Origin of the sequence: Ruminiclostridium cellobioparum subsp. termitidis CT1112 (assembly GCF_000350485.1) — a bacterium.
GTDB lineage: Bacteria > Bacillota > Clostridia > Acetivibrionales > DSM-1351 > Ruminiclostridium > Ruminiclostridium termitidis.
In genome coordinates this window covers 1-19127 of the sequence record NZ_AORV01000025.1, presented here as the reverse complement: position 1 = coordinate 19127, position 19127 = coordinate 1, and the positions used below count along the sequence as shown (strand labels likewise).

Below are 19127 nucleotides of genomic sequence, written 5' to 3'. Positions count from 1 at the left end.
AAATTATGGTTGGGGAAGAGTATTATGGAAACGGGGAGTGCTTGCAGCTTATGAAAAAAATAAAAAATCTGTGCAAGCTGGTTTATACCAATCTTAACATTTCAGCCAAAATGACCATTTTATATCTTGCATTTCTTATTTTGTCACTCATAATATCCTCTGTAGTATATTACAGGCTGAGTTACCAGCTGACTCTGCAAAAAAGCAGGGATTTATCCATGCAGACCCTGTATTCGCTGAAGTCAAACATCTATACCATGCTTGACAACACAAGTTTCAATTCACGCATCATCATGGGAAACATGGATATACAGGATATTCTCACTTACAAAGAACTGGCCAATACCCAGGAATCCCAGAGAAAACTTACAAATTATCTGGTGACACTTATGGATTCGGCTCCTTACATAAAATCAGTCTACATATTTGATAATTTTGACACCCGGTACGGCTCGGATAAAAAATACCTGAAAAGTCTTAAGATTCAGAATATAAAAAATGCATACTGGTACAAGGATGTGGAAAAGGAGCAGGGCTATTATATAGTGAGGCTCAATGCCGACAGTGTCTTCAACATTCACAGCAGTGAAAAGACCGTTTCACTTCTCAGGATAATAAATAATAACATTACAATGAAGCCCATAGGCCTTCTGATGGTCAATTTATCGGAGGACGGGTTCCAGAGCTGTTACAACGAAATTGTACAGAAATACGGCACCAGGATAGTTATTCTGGATGAAAATAACAGGATAATATCCACCAACGATGACCTTGGACAGGAGGAATACCGCAATTTACTGGATTCGCAGGTATATAAGGAGACAAATTCCTCAATATTCGACCATAATGACAAGCCCTATCTTTATTCAACCATGTTTCTGGAACGCTACGGCTGGAAAATGATTATCGGAATACCTCTGGAACAGCTGCAGGCCGAGGGCTCGCTGTACAGGATGGCAAGCCTGCTAATAATAATACTTAACGGTATTCTGCTGTGCATAGGTATTGTATTCGTTTCAAGACTTATAACCTCTCCCATACACAGGCTGCTGAAATCAATGAAAGCTGTTGAAAGCGGACAGTTTGACATTGTGGAAATGGAAACCGGAAATGATGAAATAGGCAAACTGAAAAACGGATACAATTTGATGGTCATAGAAATAAAAAACCTCATAGGAAGGATAGTGACCGAACAGAAGACCAAAAGGAAGGCCGAATTGAATGTTTTGCAGGAGCAGATAAAACCCCATTTCCTGTATAACACGCTGGATGCTATGGGATATCTCGCTCTGGCGGGAAAGAACGGAGAGCTGTATGATGCCCTGGAGGCTTTGGGAAGTTATTATAGAAAATGCCTCAGCAAGGGCAGTGAAATAATAACGGTTGAGGATGAACTGGAGATAGTCAGGGACTATATACATCTGCAGCTCCTCCGGTATGGGGATATTTTTTCGGTGCATTACGATATTGATGATGAAATATTGAAGTACAGCACCGTTAAACTCATTCTTCAACCTCTTGTGGAAAATTCCATTTACCATGGAATAAAACCCAAGGGCGAGCATGGGGATATCCGAATATCTGCCAAATTGCAGGACGGATATGCGGTATTTACCGTTGAGGACAATGGAATGGGCATGACGGAGGAAGAGCTTGAGCAGCTGAATAACAACGCTCTGGATAACAATTTGAACAGCTTCGGGCTGAGGGGGACAATACAGAGGGTCAAAATTTATTACGAGCGGGAAGATCTGTACATAATTGAGAGCACTTATAAACAGGGGACGAAAATAACTTTGAGAATACCAGTAAGTCAGGAGGACAGGAGATCGGTATGAATACGAACAGGATAAAGGTAATGCTTGTGGACGATGAGGAAAATACCAGAAATCTTCTTAAATTGATATTGGATTGGGAAAGCCTGGGCTTTGATATAGCCGGCGAGGCTTCAAGCGGCCAGGAGGGTCTGAATTTAATGGAAGAGCTCAAGCCCGGCCTGGTTATAAGTGATATCAGGATGCCTTTCATGGACGGTCTGGAATTTGCCGGGCTGGTTGCGGAGAATTATCCTGACGTAAAGGTTATTATCCTCACTGCATATGAAGAATTTGAGTACGCAAAAAAAGGTATCAAAATGGGTATTTCCGATTTTTTGCTGAAGCCTGTGAAACGTGCTGAGATAAAAGAATCTGTTGAAAACATACGAAACAAAATCATGAGCGAGCAAACCAACAGGGAGGAGTATGAAAAAGTAAGAAAACGGCTGAAGGAAAGTTTGCCGTTTTTAAGGGAAAAGTTTCTGAATGAATTGTTGTTCTCGAGGCCGCAGCCCTCTGATATGGGTGAACGGTTGGAATATTACGGCCTGTCCGGCCTTTGCAAATATTTTCAAATTGCTACTGTGTCTCCGGCTAAAAGTTTAAAAGGACAGGACCCGGAAAATGATATGGTGCAGGAACTCTTGTACCTGGATACAATAAAGCAGTATTTTAAAGCGGATTCCGGGGTTGTGGTCTTCCCGGATTTTAATAGTAATGCGGTGATAATAAATTCTCAAAGGGAAATCAATCTGTTCCAGTGCTGTGAACATATAAAAACTTTGATACTCAACAAGTTTAAGTGCAATGTGAGCATAGGGGTGGGTAATTGCCACAGTGACATAAATAAACTTCAGCAGGGCTATAAGGAGGCAATTGAGGCACTGAACTACAAGCTTATCTATGGCAATAACCTTGTGATAAGCTACAGCGATATCTGCATTCAAAAAGGTAACTCCAGGACGGTGGAAACCAGGGTGGAGACTGAAGAGATCCTGTTCTTTATAAGAGCCGGCCTGGATGAAAAGGTACATGAACTCATCGACAGGAAATTTGAGGAGATTTCAGGAATAACTTCAACAGACAGCAATGAAGTAAGGGTATTTGCCATAAGCCTGATAACTTCGATCCTGAGTACCATAAGTGAGTTTGAGCTCAATACGGGTGATTTTTTTACTTCGGTCTCGGAGGTGTATTCCCGTATCCTGGGACTGGGCAACATACCTGAAATGAAAGAGTACATTATTGCCATATCCAAAAGGATTACCTGCAAAATAAAACTTTTAAGGGAAAACAAGAAAAACAATCTGATGGATAAGGTCATTACATATATTGAAGATAATATCCAGAATGCTGACTTAACACTTACGTCACTGGCAGCCAATTTCTACATCAATCCCAGCTACCTGAGCAGGACCTTTAAACAGCACACCGGTTTTAATTTTGTCGAATACCTTACACGCCTGAGAATTCAAAAGGCAATAGAGTATTTTGGCAAATACGACAGAATGGCATACGAAGTGGCTGAAAGTGTTGGTATACCCGATCCCAATTACTTCGGGAAATGCTTCAAGAAATATACCGGTTATTCAGTAAATGACTATAAGAAGTTAAATAAATAATATTTATAACAGTAATGGGCTGTTGTGAAATAAAATAAATGCTATATCTGAAATACAATTTATTTATAGTACGCGAGTATGACATCGAGAAATGGGAAGCACGGTTAAAAGAGCTTATTGAAAATGTAGGCGAGCAGCAAATATTTTGGCCGACAAAATGACAGGAAGTCATTTTGAGCAGTACCGAGACCTGGATGGTCGAGTCACTGCGGCGGCCTAAAAATAATTGCTGCAAGCCCATACTATTTCAAATAAGCTCTTTGTGTGCAGCCCATTGCTCGATGCTCATACGGGAGTGCTGGAACAATATCTTTCACGTAAATAACATTTATTTTATCTTCCAACTTGATCTGACATGGTAAAAATATTACTGATTATAAGTCAAAAACCTACGTTCATAGAAGCCGGGCCGGGAATTATAATTAAGCTAACAAGAGGTCTATGGCCAAAAAGGAGGAAATTAAAGATGAGTAAGATTGCAAAAAGAATACCTGGCTTAATTCTGGCGGCGGCAATGCTCCTCAGTATCGCAGCCTGCGGCGGTTCAGCTGCGAGCAGTGACAACAGCACGGTTTCAGACTCCAAAGCGGGCAGCAGTGAAGCATTGGTTCAAAAAGAATCTGTTACTTTATCGTTATGGCATATCTGGGCGGCAGATTCCGAGTCAAGCAAAGCTCCTTTCGAAAAAGTTCTGGCGGATTTTCAGACGGCTAATCCTGATATTAAATTAAAGGTTGACGCTACCGAAAATGAAACCTATAAAACAAAGATAAGAGCAGCCGTAGCGGCCAATGAAGCTCCGGACATATTCTTCTACTGGAGCGGCGGATACATGAAAAGCTTTGTAGATGCGGGAAAGCTGCTTCCGCTGAACGATTATCTGGATGATGAAACCAGAAGCAGACAGCTTACCGGCACTCTGTCGAATATGACTTTTGACGGAAAAATATATGGGTTGGCACACTCCATGTCGGTTGGCACCTTCTTTATCAACAAAGAGCTTTTTGCACAGAACAATGTTAAGATCCCTGAAACCTATGAGGACCTTACCGCAGCCGTCAAGGCCTTCCGTGGAAAGGGAATTACCCCCATGGCAGTCGGGGCCAAGGATACGTGGTGCATCGATATGTACCTGGATATTCTGGAAACCAGACAGGCGGGATATGATGCCTGCTATAAAGCTTTGACAAAGACCGGTTCCTTTGAGGAGCCCGATATTATTGAAGGTGCGAGAAAGTTACAGGAGCTTATTGACATGGGTGCATTCACAGATGGAGCTCAGGGGGTTACCAGAGACGAATCGGAAGTGCCTTTCTATGAAGGAAAAATACCAATGTACTTTAACGGAAGCTGGACTATAGGCAACATTATGAGGCCTGACAGCAAGATAAAGGACAAGATACAGATCATCAAATTCCCGAAATTGAGCGACAAGAGCGATATAAACGACTTTACAGGCGGTGTGTCCGAAATATTTGTTGTAAATGCAAATACAAAATTCAAGGACGAGTCTGTTAAAGCTATAAAATACATATCTGAGAATTTTGCAAAGGAAGTTTACCTTGCAGGTGCCGGACTTCCAACCTGGAAGGTATCTGTTGACGAATCCAAAATCGATCCTTTGACCAAGGAACTTGTCAAACTGACCCAGGACTCAAAGACATATACCCTCTGGTGGAATACCCTGCTTGAAGGTGATGATTCACAATTGTACATGAACAAATCCGCAGAACTTTTTGCAAAGAGAATAACACCTGAACAGTTTGTCAAGGATTTGCAGACAATGAACACAAAGAAGTAATGCATACGCACTGCGGGACATCATAATTTGAAAGGAGTTGGGATAACTTATTCCAACTCCTTTTTCAGAAACGGAGATAAGTTTATGGATAGAGTTTTCTCAGACAAAAAAGCGATTTTTATATTTATGCTGCCGGGAATACTTTTTTTTCTTGCAATAATCGCAGCACCTGTAATAATGTCTGCATACTATAGCACACAGAATTGGGACGGGATCGGCAGGTCGGTATTCACAGGCCTTGAGAATTTCAAGAAGCTGTTTGTGCACAATGTCGACGGATTTCCCCTGTCGGTCCGCAATTCTTTTATTTTTTTAGCGGTGTCGGTGTTTATACAGCTTCCCATTTCGCTGTTCTTTGCCTTACTGCTTGCAAGGGGAGTAAAAGGGGAAGGATTTTTCAGAGGAGCATACTTTGTTCCTGTCATCATATCCACTGTTGTAATAGGACAGTTGTGGATGAAAATATACCACCCGGAATACGGCCTGCTGAATGTGGTCTTGAATAATATGGGGCTGGGCGGTTTAACCCAGAAGTGGCTGGGTGATCCAAAAACAGCACTTTTCTCTTCATTTGTGCCAATTTTGTGGCAATATGTCGGATATCACATGCTGCTTATGTATGCGGCCATCAAGTCAGTGTCTCCGGATATATACGAAGCGGCTAAAATCGACGGGTCGGGTGAGCTGTCAACAACCTTTCGAATAACCTTACCCCTGATCTCACCCATGCTGAAAGTAAGTGTAACCTTTTCGGCCGTCGGATCGCTAAAAGTTTTTGACCTTATTTACGTGCTGACAAACGGAGGCCCTGCCGGAACAACCGAAGTGCCCAGCACACTGATGGTCAAAACCATATTTATGAGCAACCAATACGGTTACGGAAGTGCCATGGCGGTGTTTATCATTGCGGAATGCCTGCTCTTTACGGCCTTGATTAACAAACTGTTCGGAAAAATTCAAGTAAACTGATTGGAGGAGTATACGATGAAATCACTAAAAAGCCAAAAAACTCCGCTGGATTATATAGCAAAGTCTGTTATTTATCTGATTCTGGGACTGTGGACCATAGCTTCACTTTTCCCCATATACTGGCTTGTCTGTTTTTCCTTAAAGGATAATTCCGAAATATTCGGAGGAAATGTGGCAGGACTTCCGAATCACTTTCTCTGGAAAAATTATGCTACGGCATTTATGAACGGTAAGGTGGGTACATATTTATTAAACAGCACTTTTGTTACCGGTATGACTATAATATTTACAACAATAGTAGCTACTATGTCGGCATATGCTTTGATAAGAATGAAGTGGAAATTTCAGAAGGTTTCCATGTCAATTATGCTGCTGGGAATGATGATTCCCATACACTCGGCACTGCTGCCCATTTTTCTTATGATGAGGACGGTGGGGGCAATTAAAAATACGGTTTGGTCACTTATTATCCCTTATACGGCTTTTGCAATCCCCATGGCCATAATGATAATAACCGGTTTTCTGGACACCATACCCAGGGAACTGGAAGAAGCGGCCTGCATAGACGGCTGCAGCATTTACAGGACCTTTTTGACCGTTATTCTTCCGCTGCTGCGCCCTGCTGTTGCAACAGTGGCAATATTTACCTTCCTTCAAGCCTGGAATGAATTGATGTTTGCAGTTGTATTCATAAGCGAAGATTCCGCAAAAACACTGACCGTGGGTATCCAGTCCATGTCGGGACAGTATCAGACCTCCTGGGGGCCAATAGGTGCGGCGCTTGTGGTGGCAACCCTTCCGACACTGCTCATTTACCTTCTCCTGAACAAGCAGGTGCAAAAAAGTCTGGTTGCAGGAGCTGTAAAGGGTTAATTGGTGCTTGACTACCGGTATTACCCGACTTATTATAAAAATGTATCAAGAAATCCAACATTTAACTAATACTTTATGGTATTGAGAAAGGAACCGAAAATGAGCTTCAAAACCTATTACCCCGGTGGAAAGAGCAAGGCTCTGACCTTAAGCTACGACGACGGCCAGATATTTGACCGCAGATTGGTTGAAATATTCAATAAATATAATATGAAGGGTACATTTCATTTGAATTCAGGTACTCTCGGAAAAGACGGCTATGTTACGCAGGAGGAAGTAAAGGAACTTTATGCGGGGCATGAAGTGTCCTGCCACAGCGTTACCCATCCTTATTTCACCCAGATATCCCAGGGACAGCTCACCCAGGAGATATGGGAAGACAGGCGCAATCTTGAAAGACTCACAGGCTATACCATGAGGGGGATGTCGTATCCCTTTGGCGTATATGACGACAGGACACTTAAAACTCTGGAATTGACAGGGATTGAGTACTCTAGAACAGTTAATGCCACAAACGGGTTTAACGTGCCGGCTGATTTCCTGCAATGGCATCCTACCTGCCACCACAACGACAATCTTCCGGAAAAGCTGGAAAAGTTCAAGAATCAGCCTGCCTGGCTCAGTATGCCCCTGTTTTACATATGGGGACACAGCTATGAATTTGACAGGCAAAACAATTGGGATATGATCGAAAATTTCTGTTCTGAAGCATCAGGAGATGATAATGTCTGGTATGCTGCAAACATTGAGATAAAAGACTACATAACAGCACTGAGAAGTCTGGTGGTCAATGTGGACGAAACCCTGGTTTACAATCCTACTGCAATAACAGTGTGGCTGGGCCGGGATAATAAGATATCGGAGTTAAAACCCGGTCAGACTTTGGAATTATAGACCGCATTATCACCAGGAAGGCACAAGTAAAGCCTTTACATCTGTGGCTAAACATAAAACCGACATAAATTAATTCATGCATTATATTTTGTATCATTCGTGATCAAATTGACAATGCATGAATTTTTTTATGTCTTGACAATTGTCGCAGTGGTAAATATAATGAGTATATACTCATTGAGTTATTACTTAATGAAAAATATTGCTGAAACGGGGAGACAGATGTCAGCCATAAATTTGAAGGATAATATCAACCCTCAAAGGGAGAATCAACGGCAAAAACAGAAAAATGCCACAAGACGGCTTATTGTTGAGACGGCATTAAAGCTTTTTGCTCTGAAGGGTTTCACCACAACAACCACCGCTTCTATTTCAAAAGAAGCCGGAGTTTCCCACGGGACCATATTTGCCCATTTTAAAACCCAGGAGGAACTGCTGGTAGCTGTGATAGATGAATTCGGAAACAGAATCAATCTGAGACTTCATGAGCTGGCCGGAGGGAAAAACGGGATGAAAGAGGTGCTGGAGGCTCACATACAGGGGCTGGAGGAATATGAAAACTTTTATACAAGGCTGGTAACCGAGTACAGGCTGCTGCCGCCCGGAGCAAGGAATACATTTGTACTGATCCAGTCGGCCATATCCTTTCATATAAGCCAGGCTCTGGAGCGTGATATCAGTGAGGGCAGGGTCAAAAACCTTCCGGTACACCTGGTGTTTAACGGATGGATAGGTTTGCTCCACCACTATTTGACCAATAATGACCTGTTTTCCCCCGGGGGATCAGTGCTGCAGCGCTGCGGTCAGGAACTGGTGCAATATTATATGGATTTGATTACCCGAACAAGCGGATAATTATTATTTAAGGCTGGAACCGACTGTGTTTCAGGCCGGAAAGGAGAGAACATGGAAATAAAGAATCCCATGGAAGTTTTTCAAAATGAGGCACCGGAGGTGGCTGCCGCGTTTAATAACCTTATTGGAGCATTGTCCTCAACAGGGGGATTGGATGCCAGGACACAGCAGCTGATCTATATTGGAATGAAAGCCTCCCAGGGTGACGCCGGGGCGGTGATTGCCCATACGCCTATGGCAAAGCAGGCAGGAGCCACCAGGGAAGAATTGAAGGATACCATATTGCTGACACTGACAGTTTCGGGTATAAAGGGAGTCGTAACCTGCCTGCAGGGAGCTTTGAGTGCCTATGACAACTGCTGAGCTGCCTCACAGCTTCAGCTTATGAATGAAGAAAATCTTATCAATAATTTATAGCCGTGCGAAATATTCAAAGTATTTATCAAATACTTTGAAAGCGTACATGGCCATTAACCTCCTTTATTCGCCACATTGCGATAAAGGATAATTTACTTATATAATATTTTGCGGCCACAAATGTGGCTCATGGAGGCTAATATGAAAATATGTATAGCATGCGGAATGCCGATGGAAGATGCGTCAGACTATGCCATGGGAGATACCGGAAAGGATTACTGCAAATTCTGTGCAAGGCCTGACGGGTCAATGCAGTCCTATGATGAGAAACTTGAGGGCATGACTGATTTTATTGTGAGGACCCAGGGACTGGACAAACAGGCAGCCAGAGCCGCTGCAAAGGCAATGATGGCCAAGCTGCCTGCCTGGTCGTAAGATTACAGTGAATTGTAAACAAGTTAACTCGCTGTACAGGCTGAAATGACTTTCAACTTTGGAGTATAACAGATATTCTGATTCGAGTGGTACGCGAGGACAACTTCATGAAATAAGATGCACGGTTAAAAACAATTGTGAAAAATTGCCGGCGACGGCAAAGCCGCTTTAAATGAGGCGATACAATTTTCGCAATTGCTTTGGGTGTAGCCTTATTTCATGAAGTTAGTGCGTAAGTACCACTCGAATCAGCAGGAATTTTTCATCCGCAAAGTTGATCAATCAACTAACCGGCCAACACAATTTTGTTAATTAAAATTCACAAATATTTCATACTTATTTAAAAATGCATCGTTATAATATAGTGTAAGAGTTGTTTGTAAATATTATGCAAGCCGGTGAATCCGACTGACTTGATACAAAAATAGCGGATAGCGATACCATATCGCGAAAGGGAGTCCTATAAATAATGATGATGAAAAGAACTACTGCTATAACTTCTCTGAACGGTCTGGAACAAATGCTGTTTTGTGATGATGTAGAAGTATTGAAGGCAAGTTTCCTTGAGATGCAGCATTTATATCAATCGGCAACACGGGAAATAAGCACAAAGCTTGAAATACTCGATGATGAGTTTCAGTTTATTCATAAAAGAAATCCTATACATCATATGCAAAGCAGAATCAAGTCCATTAAAAGTATTTTTGAAAAGTTGAACAGAAAAGAACTTGAGATAAGTATGGAATCGGCAAAAGCCAATCTGCATGATATAGCAGGTATAAGAGTTGTCTGCTACTACATTGAAGATATATACATGATAGCAAAGATGCTTACGCAGCAGGACGATATAGAGCTGATCAGGGAAACCGACTATATAAAGAATCCCAAGCCCAACGGATACAGAAGTCTGCACCTGGTTGTAAAGGTACCTGTGTTTTTCTCGGACGGAAAGGAATGGGTGCCTGTTGAAATTCAGATACGAACAATGGCAATGGATTTCTGGGCCAGTCTGGAGCATCAGCTGAAGTACAAAACCATAGATGCCATTCCGCCTTCAGTGGTGAGGGAATTGCAGGAGTGCGCCGATACCATCGCAGATACCGATCTCAGGATGCAAAGAATTTATAAAACCATTGAGCAGTTCAACGACAATGCCGATTGACCATAAATAAAAGCGAATGACCTGCAGGCTTTATGCAGGCTTAATATAGATACGCAGGGGCTGCTGTCCGGTGGATGGATTTATTCATCATCGGGCAGCAGCCCCTTTTTATGCTCAACAGCCGCATCGCCGGCTGCTGTTGAGCATTTTGAAACTATTTCGGGAGAGCGGCCGTAAATACTCTGCTGTCTCTACTGCGGCCAGAGTATTTCGCAGCCATGTTTTGCCGCTGCTTCCATAAATCCGGTCTGTGGCTTTTTGTCTGTGAGAATATAGTCCAGTTCCTCAAAGCCACAGGTCCGGCACATGTAGATGCCGCCGAACTTGCTGCTGTCGCACAGGAGCACGCGGACTTTGGAGTTCCTGATGAGTGCCCTTTTGAGTTTGGACTGTTCGAAGGAGGCGTCGGTTACACCGTTGTTGGGAGTCAGTCCGCTGCAGGAGAAGATGGCAAGTCCGGCGTTCAGGTTTGACAGATAGTCAAGTGTATCGCTTCCAAGGAGAGAGTTTGAACGGGTACTGACAATTCCTCCGGGCATATAGATTTTAGCATCTGTTTTTTCTGAGAGAAGCAGAGCGTTCTTAAGTCCGTTTGTAATGACCGTAAGGTATTTGAACTGTGAAAGGTAGGGAATGACCATGCCGGCGGTGCTGCTGGAGTCCATGAAGATAACCGAGTTGGAGCTGATAAAGCTTATGGCAAGCCCGGCTATTTTCTTTTTCTCCTTTATGTTTTCCAGTTCCCGCACCGATATGGCAGACTCGGCACTTGAACTGTCAACAAGTACGGCACCGCCATGGGAACGCTTTATCACACCTGCTTTTTCCATTTTGGCCAGGTCACGCCTTACAGTTGCGGTGCTGACATACAGCGCTTCACTTAATTCGTGGACCTTGACACTTTTTTTAGAATTTATCATATTTAAGATTTTATTGTGGCGCTCCTCTTCAAACATGGCTTGTATTTATCATCTCCTAAAGTATTTTGTCAAATTATTATTCATGGATGCTTATTTGTGACTGTGTATGATTAAATTTTAGCAAAACAATGATTTAATATCAACATAATGAGCAAATATAGACGCAAATAAACACGTATACTATAATTGAATCGTAATAAAAGATAGTTATCTAGTTGACACTATTCAATATAAATAATTATAAAGGAGGGCCGGGATGAGCAATAGGAGAGTTCTGGCATTCGACTTTGGAGCTTCCAGCGGAAGAGCGATGCTGGGAGAATTCGACGGACAAACCATAAGAATGCAGGAAATTCATAGATTTGCAAATGAGCCCGTCACTGTTGGAAAGACCATTTATTGGGACATCCTGAGACTTTACCATGAAACCAGGCAGGGCATTGCAAAAGCCGTCCGTGCAGGGGGCTTTGATGCCATAGGCATTGACACCTGGGGCGTGGATTTTGCGCTGTTGGACAAAAGGGGCAATATGCTGGGAAATCCGGTTCATTACAGGGATTTAAGGACTGAGGGAATCGACGGACAGGTGTTTGAACTCATACCGAAGGAAATTTTGTATGGGGCAACGGGAATCCAGCATATGAGAATAAATACTGTATTCCAGCTGGCCTACCTGGCGAAGTATCGACCCGAGATTATGGAAAATGCCGAAACCCTGCTCCAGATTCCTGATCTGCTGGCTTACTTCCTGACCGGGAAAAAGCGGAGCGAAATAACCAATTCTTCAACTACAGGCTTGTTCAACCCCGAGACTAAAAATTGGTGTTTTGATGTGTGCGAAATGCTGGGTATAAAAAAGAGTTTATTCGCAAAAACAATATACCCCGGTGAGATTTATGGAATCCTTTCAAAGGAATTGTGCCAGGAGCTGTCCTGTGAGGAAGTTCCGGTAATTGCAGTTCCCACACATGATACCGCATCGGCAGTCGTGAGTGCTCCCGCTGTTAGCAGGGATTTTGTGTACATCAGCTGCGGAACCTGGTCACTGCTTGGAATAGAAAGTGACAAACCAATTATATGCAAGGAATCAATGGAAGCCAACTTTACTAATGAAATAGGTTTTAATGATAAAATCCGTTTTCTCAAAAATATCATGGGTTTATGGCTTATTCAGGAGTCGAGAAGGCAATGGCAGAGAGAAGGCTTTGATGTGGATTTCAATACACTGGAAAATGAGGCGCTGGAAGCCGAACCCTTCCTGTGCTATATAGATCCTGACGCCCCGGATTTTGAGACCCCGGGCAATTTACCTGAAAGAATAAAAGATTATTGCGGCAGAACCGGGCAATACGTGCCCAAAACCCGCGGGGAAATCATGAGATGCATTTACCAGAGCCTTGCACTAAAATACAGGTATACTGTAGAAAATCTTGAAAAGCTTACCGGTAAACATTTTAAGACCATAAATATCATAGGCGGAGGGATAAAAGATGCGCTTTTGTGCAGAATGACTGCAAATGCAAGCGGCAGGGATGTTCATGCCGGCCCTGTGGAGGCTACTGTTATGGGGAACATTGCAGTTCAGTTTATTGCTCTGGGTGAGATAAAGGACCTGTCCGGGGCCAGAAAAATAATCCGCAATTCAACCGATATTAAAGTATTCAAGCCTGTTCAGCAGGAGGAATGGCAAAGGGCTTACGAGGATTATATAAAAATTTTATGAGGAAATCCTGAAAGAAATTATAAAAATCAGTAAAGGAGGTACCGTGCCATATCATTTCCAGCATTATGTTTTGTGCGAAATGCCGGGCACGGGCATCATCATGAGCGAAATTAACGAAGCATATGCACTGGCAAAAAAAGCTTATGCAAGGCTGGGCGTGGACACCGACCAGGCTATTGAAGTCTTGAAAAAAATTAAAATATCACTGCACTGCTGGCAGGGGGATGATGTGGCAGGCTTTTTGTTCAAGGATCAGGCTCTCAGCGGAGGAATACAGGTAACGGGAAATTATCCCGGTGCAGCCACAAATGTTCAGGAGCTGAGACAGGACATTGAAAAGGCTCTGACCTTTATCCCCGGAAAGCATAAGGTTAACCTTCATGCAATTTATGCCGACACAGACGAAAAAGTTGATTTGGACCAGCTTGAGCCAAGACATTTTGAAGGCTGGGTAAATTGGGCAAAACAGCAGGGGCTGGGTCTCGATTTCAATCCCACATGTTTTTCCCATCCGAGGGCCGACAGCGGTTTTACCATCAGCAGTGCGGATAGGGAGACACGGGATTTCTGGATCAGGCATTGCAAAAAAAGCCGTAAAATAGGGGAATATTTCGGAAAAGAGCTGGGCCAGACCTGCGTGACCAATTTCTGGTTTCCCGACGGCTACAAGGACATCCCTGTTGACCGGGAAGCACCGAGGCAGCGCATGAAAAGTGCTCTTGACGAGGTGTTCCTGGAAGAGATAGATACCAATTGCAATATTGATGCCGTGGAAAGCAAGGTTTTCGGCATAGGCACCGAGAGCTATGTGGTAGGCTCAAACGAATTCTGCCTTGGATATGCCGTTCGGAATAACAAGACTGTCTGCCTGGATGCAGGACATTTCCATCCCACCGAAGTCATATCCGACAAGATAGCAACGGTTTTAATGTTCACAGATCAGCTGCTCCTGCATGTGAGCCGTCCGGTCAGATGGGACAGCGACCACGTTGTAATAATGGACGATGAACTGAACCATATTGCCCAGTCACTTGTAAGAAGCAAGCTTTATGAGCGCACTCACATTGGACTTGATTTCTTTGACGGCAGCATCAATAGAATTGCCGCATGGGTAATAGGCAGCAGAAATATGATCAAAGCGTTGCTGAAGGCACTGCTGGAGCCTACCGAAGAACTCAGGCAGCTGGAGCTTGACGGTGATTATACCGGCAGACTGGCAATGCTTGAAGAACTCAAGACCTATCCCTTCGGCGCTGTTTGGGATTATTACTGCCAGACCATGGGCGTTCCTGTGAGAGAAAGCTGGCTGGCAGAGGTAAAAAAATATGAAAATGAAGTGCTTAAGACCAGGACTTAAAAAACAGGAATAAAAGAAGAGGGACTGAAAACCGGGACTTGGAAAGCAGAAATTAAAGAAGAGAGATTGAAAACCGGGACTTGGGAAACAGGAATAAAATTAAAGGAAAGAGAGATCTGAAATGAAAGATATATTGACGGCACCATTTATAACAGAAATATGCAAATTGACCTCAAATCTCTACAGGCTGGGCTGGGATGAAAGAAATGGAGGCAACATAAGCTATATAGTACCTGAGGCGGAAGCAGCGGAATATCTGGACATAAAAAAAGCCATAAGGAATATTCCCATGACTTTTGACGGGACATCTCTGGCAGGCAGAATTTTTGTTGTTACCGGGACGGGAAAATACTTTAAAAATGTCATGGATGCCCCTGGAATAAACCTCGGAATAATAAAAGTCAAAGAGGACGGCAAAAGCCTGGACCTGCTCTGGGGTTATGAGGACGGAGGCAGACCCACCAGCGAGCTGCCTGCCCACTTGATGACACATATAGAACGTCTGAAGGCCGATCCAAACCATAGGGTTGTTATTCACAGCCATCCAACCAACACAATTGCTATGACCTTTGTACATGAGCTTGATGAAAGAGCGTTTACCAGAACCCTCTGGCAGATGTGCACGGAATGTTTGGTAGTATTTCCGGACGGGGTTGGCGTACTGCCCTGGATGCTGTGCGGAAACGAGGAAATAGGCAGGGTTACTGCTCAAAAAATGAAGGAATTCAGAGTAGTTGTATGGGGCATGCACGGAATATTCGGTACGGGCAGAGACCTGGATGAAACCTTCGGGCTTATTGAAACGGTCGAGAAGGCAGCCGAGATATATATAAAAATAATGAACATGCCCATAAGGCAAACTATTACTGACGATAATTTAAAGGTACTGGCCGGAGCCTTTGGTGTAACACCGAGAGCCGGCTATCTCGAATAGTGCCTTGATATAAATTTTTCTCCTAAAAAATTATTGACATTTGCGGACTATAACTGTAGTTTTATAGTATAAACTATAGTAGTAGTCTGCATTTTTTTTAATTTTAATAAGAATTCATTTTATTCGGCATTCTTGTTTCCTGGACAGGTCTGCGGTTGTGCATACCGGATGGAGGTTTACCATATGGAACAAATAAAGCTTTTTGACAGTGAGATAAAGATAATGGAGCTATTATGGGACAGTGGCCCCGCTACGGCCAAAGAGCTTACACTGCTGGCCGGGGGGAAGATCGGCTGGAATAAGAACACCACCTACACCATAATAAAAAAACTTGTTGAGAAAAAAGCCGTCAAACGGGACGAACCAAATTTTTTATGTACCGCCCTGATAACCAGGGAACAGGTACAGTTTGACGAAACTTCAAACCTGATCAACAAATTGTACAAGGGATCAAAAAAATTGTTCTTTTCGTCCTTTATTGCAGGGGAAGAACTGAGCAGGGAAGAGATAGAAGAACTCAAACGTATAATAGAGAAAAGCGGTGAGTGATGCCATGCTGAACACTGTTTTTTATTCGGTGCTGAATATGAGCATAACGGCATCGGTAATCGGATTGCTGATAATAATGCTCAGGAAGCTTAAACTGATTCCGGGGGCGGGGATTTATTACCTCTGGTCACTGGTATTGCTGAGACTCCTTATCCCCTTTTCGGTGTCGAGCAGGGTCAGTCTTTTGAATTTTGCGGGTTCCTTTGTCAAAAGAGTGGTCACGGTCCCCGGAACGGAGGAACAGGCCATAAGCCTGAGTATGACTAACACAATCGGTGCAGCCGGATCATATTTCCCCGTGACCTACAAAACAAAACTGCTGGAAAGCATATTCGGAACGGCTGCGTTCATATGGATAGCCGGAGCTGTTCTTGCCATTTCGGCCGCGGCAGTAATATGCTTTATGGCAGATAAAAGATTCAGGACCGCAATCCCTGTATCAGGCAATATATTTACAGGCAGGATGGTGGACTCTCCTCTGGTGCACGGCTTTTTAAGGCAGAGGATTCTCATTCCGGAGCAATATCTTGAGAAATCAGGCCTGAAGTTTATTCTGCTGCATGAAAACGTACATATAAAGAGGCACGACAATCTGGTAAGGTTAATCGCTGTAACTGCAGCCTGTCTGCATTGGTTCAATCCTCTGGCCTGGGTGTTTCTCAGACTTTTTATTGACGACATGGAGCTTTCCTGTGATATAAGTGCCGTCAGAGGGCTGACGGGGCCGGAGAGAAAAGCGTATGCCGGAACTTTACTGGGTGTGGGTACCGGTCAGGACTACCTTATACAGGCTGCTTTTGGTAAGACGAATGTAAGGGACAGAGTAATCAATATCCTTAATTACAAAAAAATATCGGTATTTGCACTGGCTGTAACGGTAATATTTTTAGCTGCAGCTTCAATTATTTTACTCACAAATCCTGCCAGGTAATATTAATAAATATTTACAAATGAGCATGAAAAAGTTAAATCTCTAAACAGGCGTTAATAATTTCCATAGGTGGATTTTATGTCATTTGATGGAAACAAAATTGTTGTATAAATGGAGTTTTTTAGTGTAAATTTAAACAAAAAATGGGTCGATTTTTAGGCAGTTGCAAGTTAAAAACTGCTTGCTTAAATGAGCATGGTGAAGTATTATAAAGATATATAGAGAATAGTGTCGAATAACTAAATTCAAAGGTATTGTGAGGAGAGTTTTTATGAATATTCAGCCGGTCGTAACAAAGATCAAGGCATTCTTAGAAACAATTGCAACATCTGCTTCATCTGTGGTAAAAAAGGTACTTAAAGACAAAATCGGTAGTGCTGGAAATATTACTAGTTTTGGTAATACAAACATATCAAATATTCAAGGGTCTTCAGGTAAATCTTTTCTCTTAAGAAAATTTAGGATTCAAACAAGACTTATTGCATCATTTGTAATATTATTGGTAGTTATGTTACTGATTACCGGAATATTTTCTTACAGCAGCTCAACGACAACTATAGATAAAAAAGTCAAAACCTATTCACTGCAGGTTACAGGCCAGACAAGCGTTGTTTTGAGCAATGAAATAACCCGGGTGGAAAATTACATATATGATGTAGGGCTTTCTACAACCATACAGGAAGCCATATCATCGGTGCAGGCGGCAGATGACTATGAAAAGCTTATGCAGTCAAGAAAAATATCTGATTTTCTTACAAACAAATTTGCAACAACAAAAGATATCCACTATGCGGCACTTCTCCATGGAGATGATTTTGCCCAGGCCGAAGTGTATAATGCGGCTTCTCTGACACTGAACACCGAAGAAGTGGCCAAAGCAAATTTAAAAAAGCTTGAATGGGCGGATTTCACTGTCACAATTGGAGGAAAAGAGCAGAAACTTCTTGGTGTCAGAAAGGATATAAATTCTCTGACCAGCGGAAGTACTGCTGCTAAAATGATTGTTATTCCAAAGGCCAATTTCCTGTCAACTTCATTTACAAATCTGGACATAGGAAAAGATGAAAAAACCGGCAAAGCTTTTCCAATTTTTATTATAGACTCCAAGGGCACAATAATATCTTCAAGGGATCTGGAAGATTATCCTTTGAGTAATAACAATGAACCCACAAAGGCCATTGCAGCTGAAGTTTCAAAGAGTATGGAAAAGAAAGCCAATCTGAAGTTGAAATTTGATGAAAAGAAATCCGGCAATATAGAAATGAACGTTAATAAGGAACCGAGCCTTGTTTCCTACTCACAGATTGCAGAAGGAAAAGACTGGTATTTGATTTCGGTAGTCCCGTATAAATATTTGAACAGCGAGGCAAATAGTTTAAAAAACAGTATAATTATTATTGGTATTCTGTGTCTTTTATTTGCCCTGGTGATGTGCACTGTGATAGCAAGAAGCGTTTCAGCTCCTTTAAATAAGCTTGTTCTTACAATGAAGAAGGCCAAAGACGGAGATTTGACAAGTCAGATTGCCGATGGAGAAGGTGACGAAATAGGAGAAGTTTGCAGAAATTATAATGACATGCTTTCCAACATCAATGCACTTGTATCACAGGTGAGAAGAACCTCGATGGATGTTGTCGGTGCGGCAACCAAGATTGCAGCTGCCTCGGAAGCTGCGTATACTTCTTCTGAACAGGTTTCTGTTACTGTCGAGCAGATAGCCAAGGGTGCGACCGATCAGGCTAATGAAATAAATGACAGCGTAAGTCATATGGACAAACTGTCAGAAGGTATCATGTATGTTGGCGATGACGTATCACAGGTAATTTCCATTGCAAACAAGATAAACGACCTCAATGAAAATGCATCAAGAACAATAAAGGATTTAAATGTTAAATCAAAGCAGGTCAGTGAGACCACAGATAAGGTTT

At 42.7% G+C, this 19127-nt stretch carries 17 protein-coding genes; 16 read left to right on the top strand and 1 reads right to left on the bottom strand.

Annotated features, from left to right (window positions below):
- The first annotated feature begins 50 nt into the window (after positions 1 to 50).
- The 10 genes from CTER_RS06645 to CTER_RS06600 all read left to right on the top strand — a co-directional run bounded on the left by CTER_RS06645 (position 51) and on the right by CTER_RS06600 (position 10785).
- Positions 51 to 1838, top strand: a complete 1788-nt coding sequence (locus CTER_RS06645) for a sensor histidine kinase (RefSeq protein WP_004624636.1) — start codon at positions 51 to 53, stop codon at positions 1836 to 1838.
- The gene (locus CTER_RS06640) at positions 1835 to 3439 is read left to right on the top strand and encodes a response regulator (RefSeq protein WP_004624574.1); all 1605 of its coding nucleotides are present in this window, start codon (positions 1835 to 1837) and stop codon (positions 3437 to 3439) included. Before CTER_RS06645 ends, CTER_RS06640 begins: the two co-directional genes overlap by 4 nt.
- A 466-nt stretch (positions 3440 to 3905) precedes the next feature.
- Positions 3906 to 5240 (top strand): extracellular solute-binding protein, encoded by a 1335-nt coding sequence (locus CTER_RS06635; RefSeq protein WP_004624632.1) that lies wholly within the window; start codon positions 3906 to 3908, stop codon positions 5238 to 5240.
- 84 nt (positions 5241 to 5324) lie between these two features.
- On the top strand, positions 5325 to 6209 hold the full coding sequence (locus CTER_RS06630; protein ID WP_004624615.1) for a carbohydrate ABC transporter permease: 885 nt from the start codon (positions 5325 to 5327) through the stop codon (positions 6207 to 6209).
- A 15-nt stretch (positions 6210 to 6224) separates the two neighbouring features.
- Complete coding sequence (locus CTER_RS06625) at positions 6225 to 7082, top strand: carbohydrate ABC transporter permease (protein WP_004624628.1); 858 nt, start codon at positions 6225 to 6227, stop codon at positions 7080 to 7082.
- Positions 7083 to 7181: 99 nt separating this feature from the next.
- Positions 7182 to 7976: a polysaccharide deacetylase family protein gene (locus CTER_RS06620; RefSeq protein WP_004624594.1), complete on the top strand. Its 795-nt coding sequence runs from the start codon at positions 7182 to 7184 to the stop codon at positions 7974 to 7976.
- A gap of 222 nt (positions 7977 to 8198) precedes the next feature.
- Entirely contained in the window at positions 8199 to 8831 is a 633-nt protein-coding gene (locus CTER_RS06615) for a TetR/AcrR family transcriptional regulator (protein ID WP_051066544.1), read from the top strand.
- A gap of 51 nt (positions 8832 to 8882) precedes the next feature.
- Positions 8883 to 9194, top strand: a complete 312-nt coding sequence (locus CTER_RS06610) for a carboxymuconolactone decarboxylase family protein (RefSeq protein ID WP_004624597.1) — start codon at positions 8883 to 8885, stop codon at positions 9192 to 9194.
- Positions 9195 to 9389: 195 nt separating this feature from the next.
- Positions 9390 to 9623: a zinc ribbon domain-containing protein gene (locus CTER_RS06605; RefSeq protein ID WP_004624677.1), complete on the top strand. Its 234-nt coding sequence runs from the start codon at positions 9390 to 9392 to the stop codon at positions 9621 to 9623.
- Positions 9624 to 10092: 469 nt separating this feature from the next.
- Positions 10093 to 10785 carry a GTP pyrophosphokinase gene (locus CTER_RS06600; RefSeq protein ID WP_004624606.1) on the top strand — a complete coding sequence of 231 codons (693 nt, stop codon included), beginning with the start codon at positions 10093 to 10095 and terminating at the stop codon, positions 10783 to 10785.
- Positions 10786 to 10976: 191 nt separating this feature from the next.
- On the opposite strand, the gene CTER_RS06595 is transcribed toward CTER_RS06600, so the two are convergent.
- On the bottom strand, positions 10977 to 11741 hold the full coding sequence (locus tag CTER_RS06595; protein WP_004624577.1) for a DeoR/GlpR family DNA-binding transcription regulator: 765 nt from the start codon (positions 11739 to 11741) through the stop codon (positions 10977 to 10979).
- A gap of 220 nt (positions 11742 to 11961) precedes the next feature.
- On the opposite strand from CTER_RS06595, the gene CTER_RS06590 reads away from it, so the two are divergent.
- The 6 genes from CTER_RS06590 to CTER_RS06565 all read left to right on the top strand — a co-directional run.
- Positions 11962 to 13428, top strand: a complete 1467-nt coding sequence (locus tag CTER_RS06590; RefSeq protein ID WP_004624698.1) for a rhamnulokinase — start codon at positions 11962 to 11964, stop codon at positions 13426 to 13428.
- 100 nt (positions 13429 to 13528) lie between these two features.
- Positions 13529 to 14785: an L-rhamnose isomerase gene (rhaA, locus tag CTER_RS06585; protein ID WP_040760493.1), complete on the top strand. Its 1257-nt coding sequence runs from the start codon at positions 13529 to 13531 to the stop codon at positions 14783 to 14785.
- A gap of 121 nt (positions 14786 to 14906) precedes the next feature.
- Positions 14907 to 15719: a rhamnulose-1-phosphate aldolase gene (rhaD, locus tag CTER_RS06580; RefSeq protein ID WP_004624692.1), complete on the top strand. Its 813-nt coding sequence runs from the start codon at positions 14907 to 14909 to the stop codon at positions 15717 to 15719.
- Positions 15720 to 15902: 183 nt separating this feature from the next.
- Positions 15903 to 16268, top strand: a complete 366-nt coding sequence (locus CTER_RS06575) for a BlaI/MecI/CopY family transcriptional regulator (RefSeq protein ID WP_004624540.1) — start codon at positions 15903 to 15905, stop codon at positions 16266 to 16268.
- Between the two features lie 4 nt (positions 16269 to 16272).
- The gene (locus tag CTER_RS06570; RefSeq protein WP_004624644.1) at positions 16273 to 17199 is read left to right on the top strand and encodes a M56 family metallopeptidase; all 927 of its coding nucleotides are present in this window, start codon (positions 16273 to 16275) and stop codon (positions 17197 to 17199) included.
- A gap of 271 nt (positions 17200 to 17470) precedes the next feature.
- On the top strand, positions 17471 to 19127 hold a 1657-nt coding region (locus CTER_RS06565), incomplete at its 3' end, for a methyl-accepting chemotaxis protein (RefSeq protein WP_004624591.1).

What these genes read in the sequence shown, in the direction of transcription:
- CTER_RS06575 (WP_004624540.1), top strand. Translation starts at nt 15,903, where the DNA reads ATGGAACAAATAAAGCTTTTTGACAGTGAGATAAAGATAATGGAGCTA.
- rhaD (WP_004624692.1), top strand. Translation starts at nt 14,907, where the DNA reads ATGAAAGATATATTGACGGCACCATTTATAACAGAAATATGCAAATTG.
- CTER_RS06605 (WP_004624677.1), top strand. Translation starts at nt 9,390, where the DNA reads ATGAAAATATGTATAGCATGCGGAATGCCGATGGAAGATGCGTCAGAC.
- CTER_RS06595 (WP_004624577.1), bottom strand. Translation starts at nt 11,741, where the DNA reads ATGTTTGAAGAGGAGCGCCACAATAAAATCTTAAATATGATAAATTCT.
- CTER_RS06645 (WP_004624636.1), top strand. Translation starts at nt 51, where the DNA reads ATGAAAAAAATAAAAAATCTGTGCAAGCTGGTTTATACCAATCTTAAC.
- CTER_RS06570 (WP_004624644.1), top strand. Translation starts at nt 16,273, where the DNA reads ATGCTGAACACTGTTTTTTATTCGGTGCTGAATATGAGCATAACGGCA.
- rhaA (WP_040760493.1), top strand. Translation starts at nt 13,529, where the DNA reads ATGAGCGAAATTAACGAAGCATATGCACTGGCAAAAAAAGCTTATGCA.
- CTER_RS06620 (WP_004624594.1), top strand. Translation starts at nt 7,182, where the DNA reads ATGAGCTTCAAAACCTATTACCCCGGTGGAAAGAGCAAGGCTCTGACC.
- CTER_RS06625 (WP_004624628.1), top strand. Translation starts at nt 6,225, where the DNA reads ATGAAATCACTAAAAAGCCAAAAAACTCCGCTGGATTATATAGCAAAG.
- CTER_RS06600 (WP_004624606.1), top strand. Translation starts at nt 10,093, where the DNA reads ATGATGATGAAAAGAACTACTGCTATAACTTCTCTGAACGGTCTGGAA.
- CTER_RS06635 (WP_004624632.1), top strand. Translation starts at nt 3,906, where the DNA reads ATGAGTAAGATTGCAAAAAGAATACCTGGCTTAATTCTGGCGGCGGCA.
- CTER_RS06640 (WP_004624574.1), top strand. Translation starts at nt 1,835, where the DNA reads ATGAATACGAACAGGATAAAGGTAATGCTTGTGGACGATGAGGAAAAT.
- CTER_RS06590 (WP_004624698.1), top strand. Translation starts at nt 11,962, where the DNA reads ATGAGCAATAGGAGAGTTCTGGCATTCGACTTTGGAGCTTCCAGCGGA.
- CTER_RS06615 (WP_051066544.1), top strand. Translation starts at nt 8,199, where the DNA reads ATGTCAGCCATAAATTTGAAGGATAATATCAACCCTCAAAGGGAGAAT.
- CTER_RS06630 (WP_004624615.1), top strand. Translation starts at nt 5,325, where the DNA reads ATGGATAGAGTTTTCTCAGACAAAAAAGCGATTTTTATATTTATGCTG.
- CTER_RS06610 (WP_004624597.1), top strand. Translation starts at nt 8,883, where the DNA reads ATGGAAATAAAGAATCCCATGGAAGTTTTTCAAAATGAGGCACCGGAG.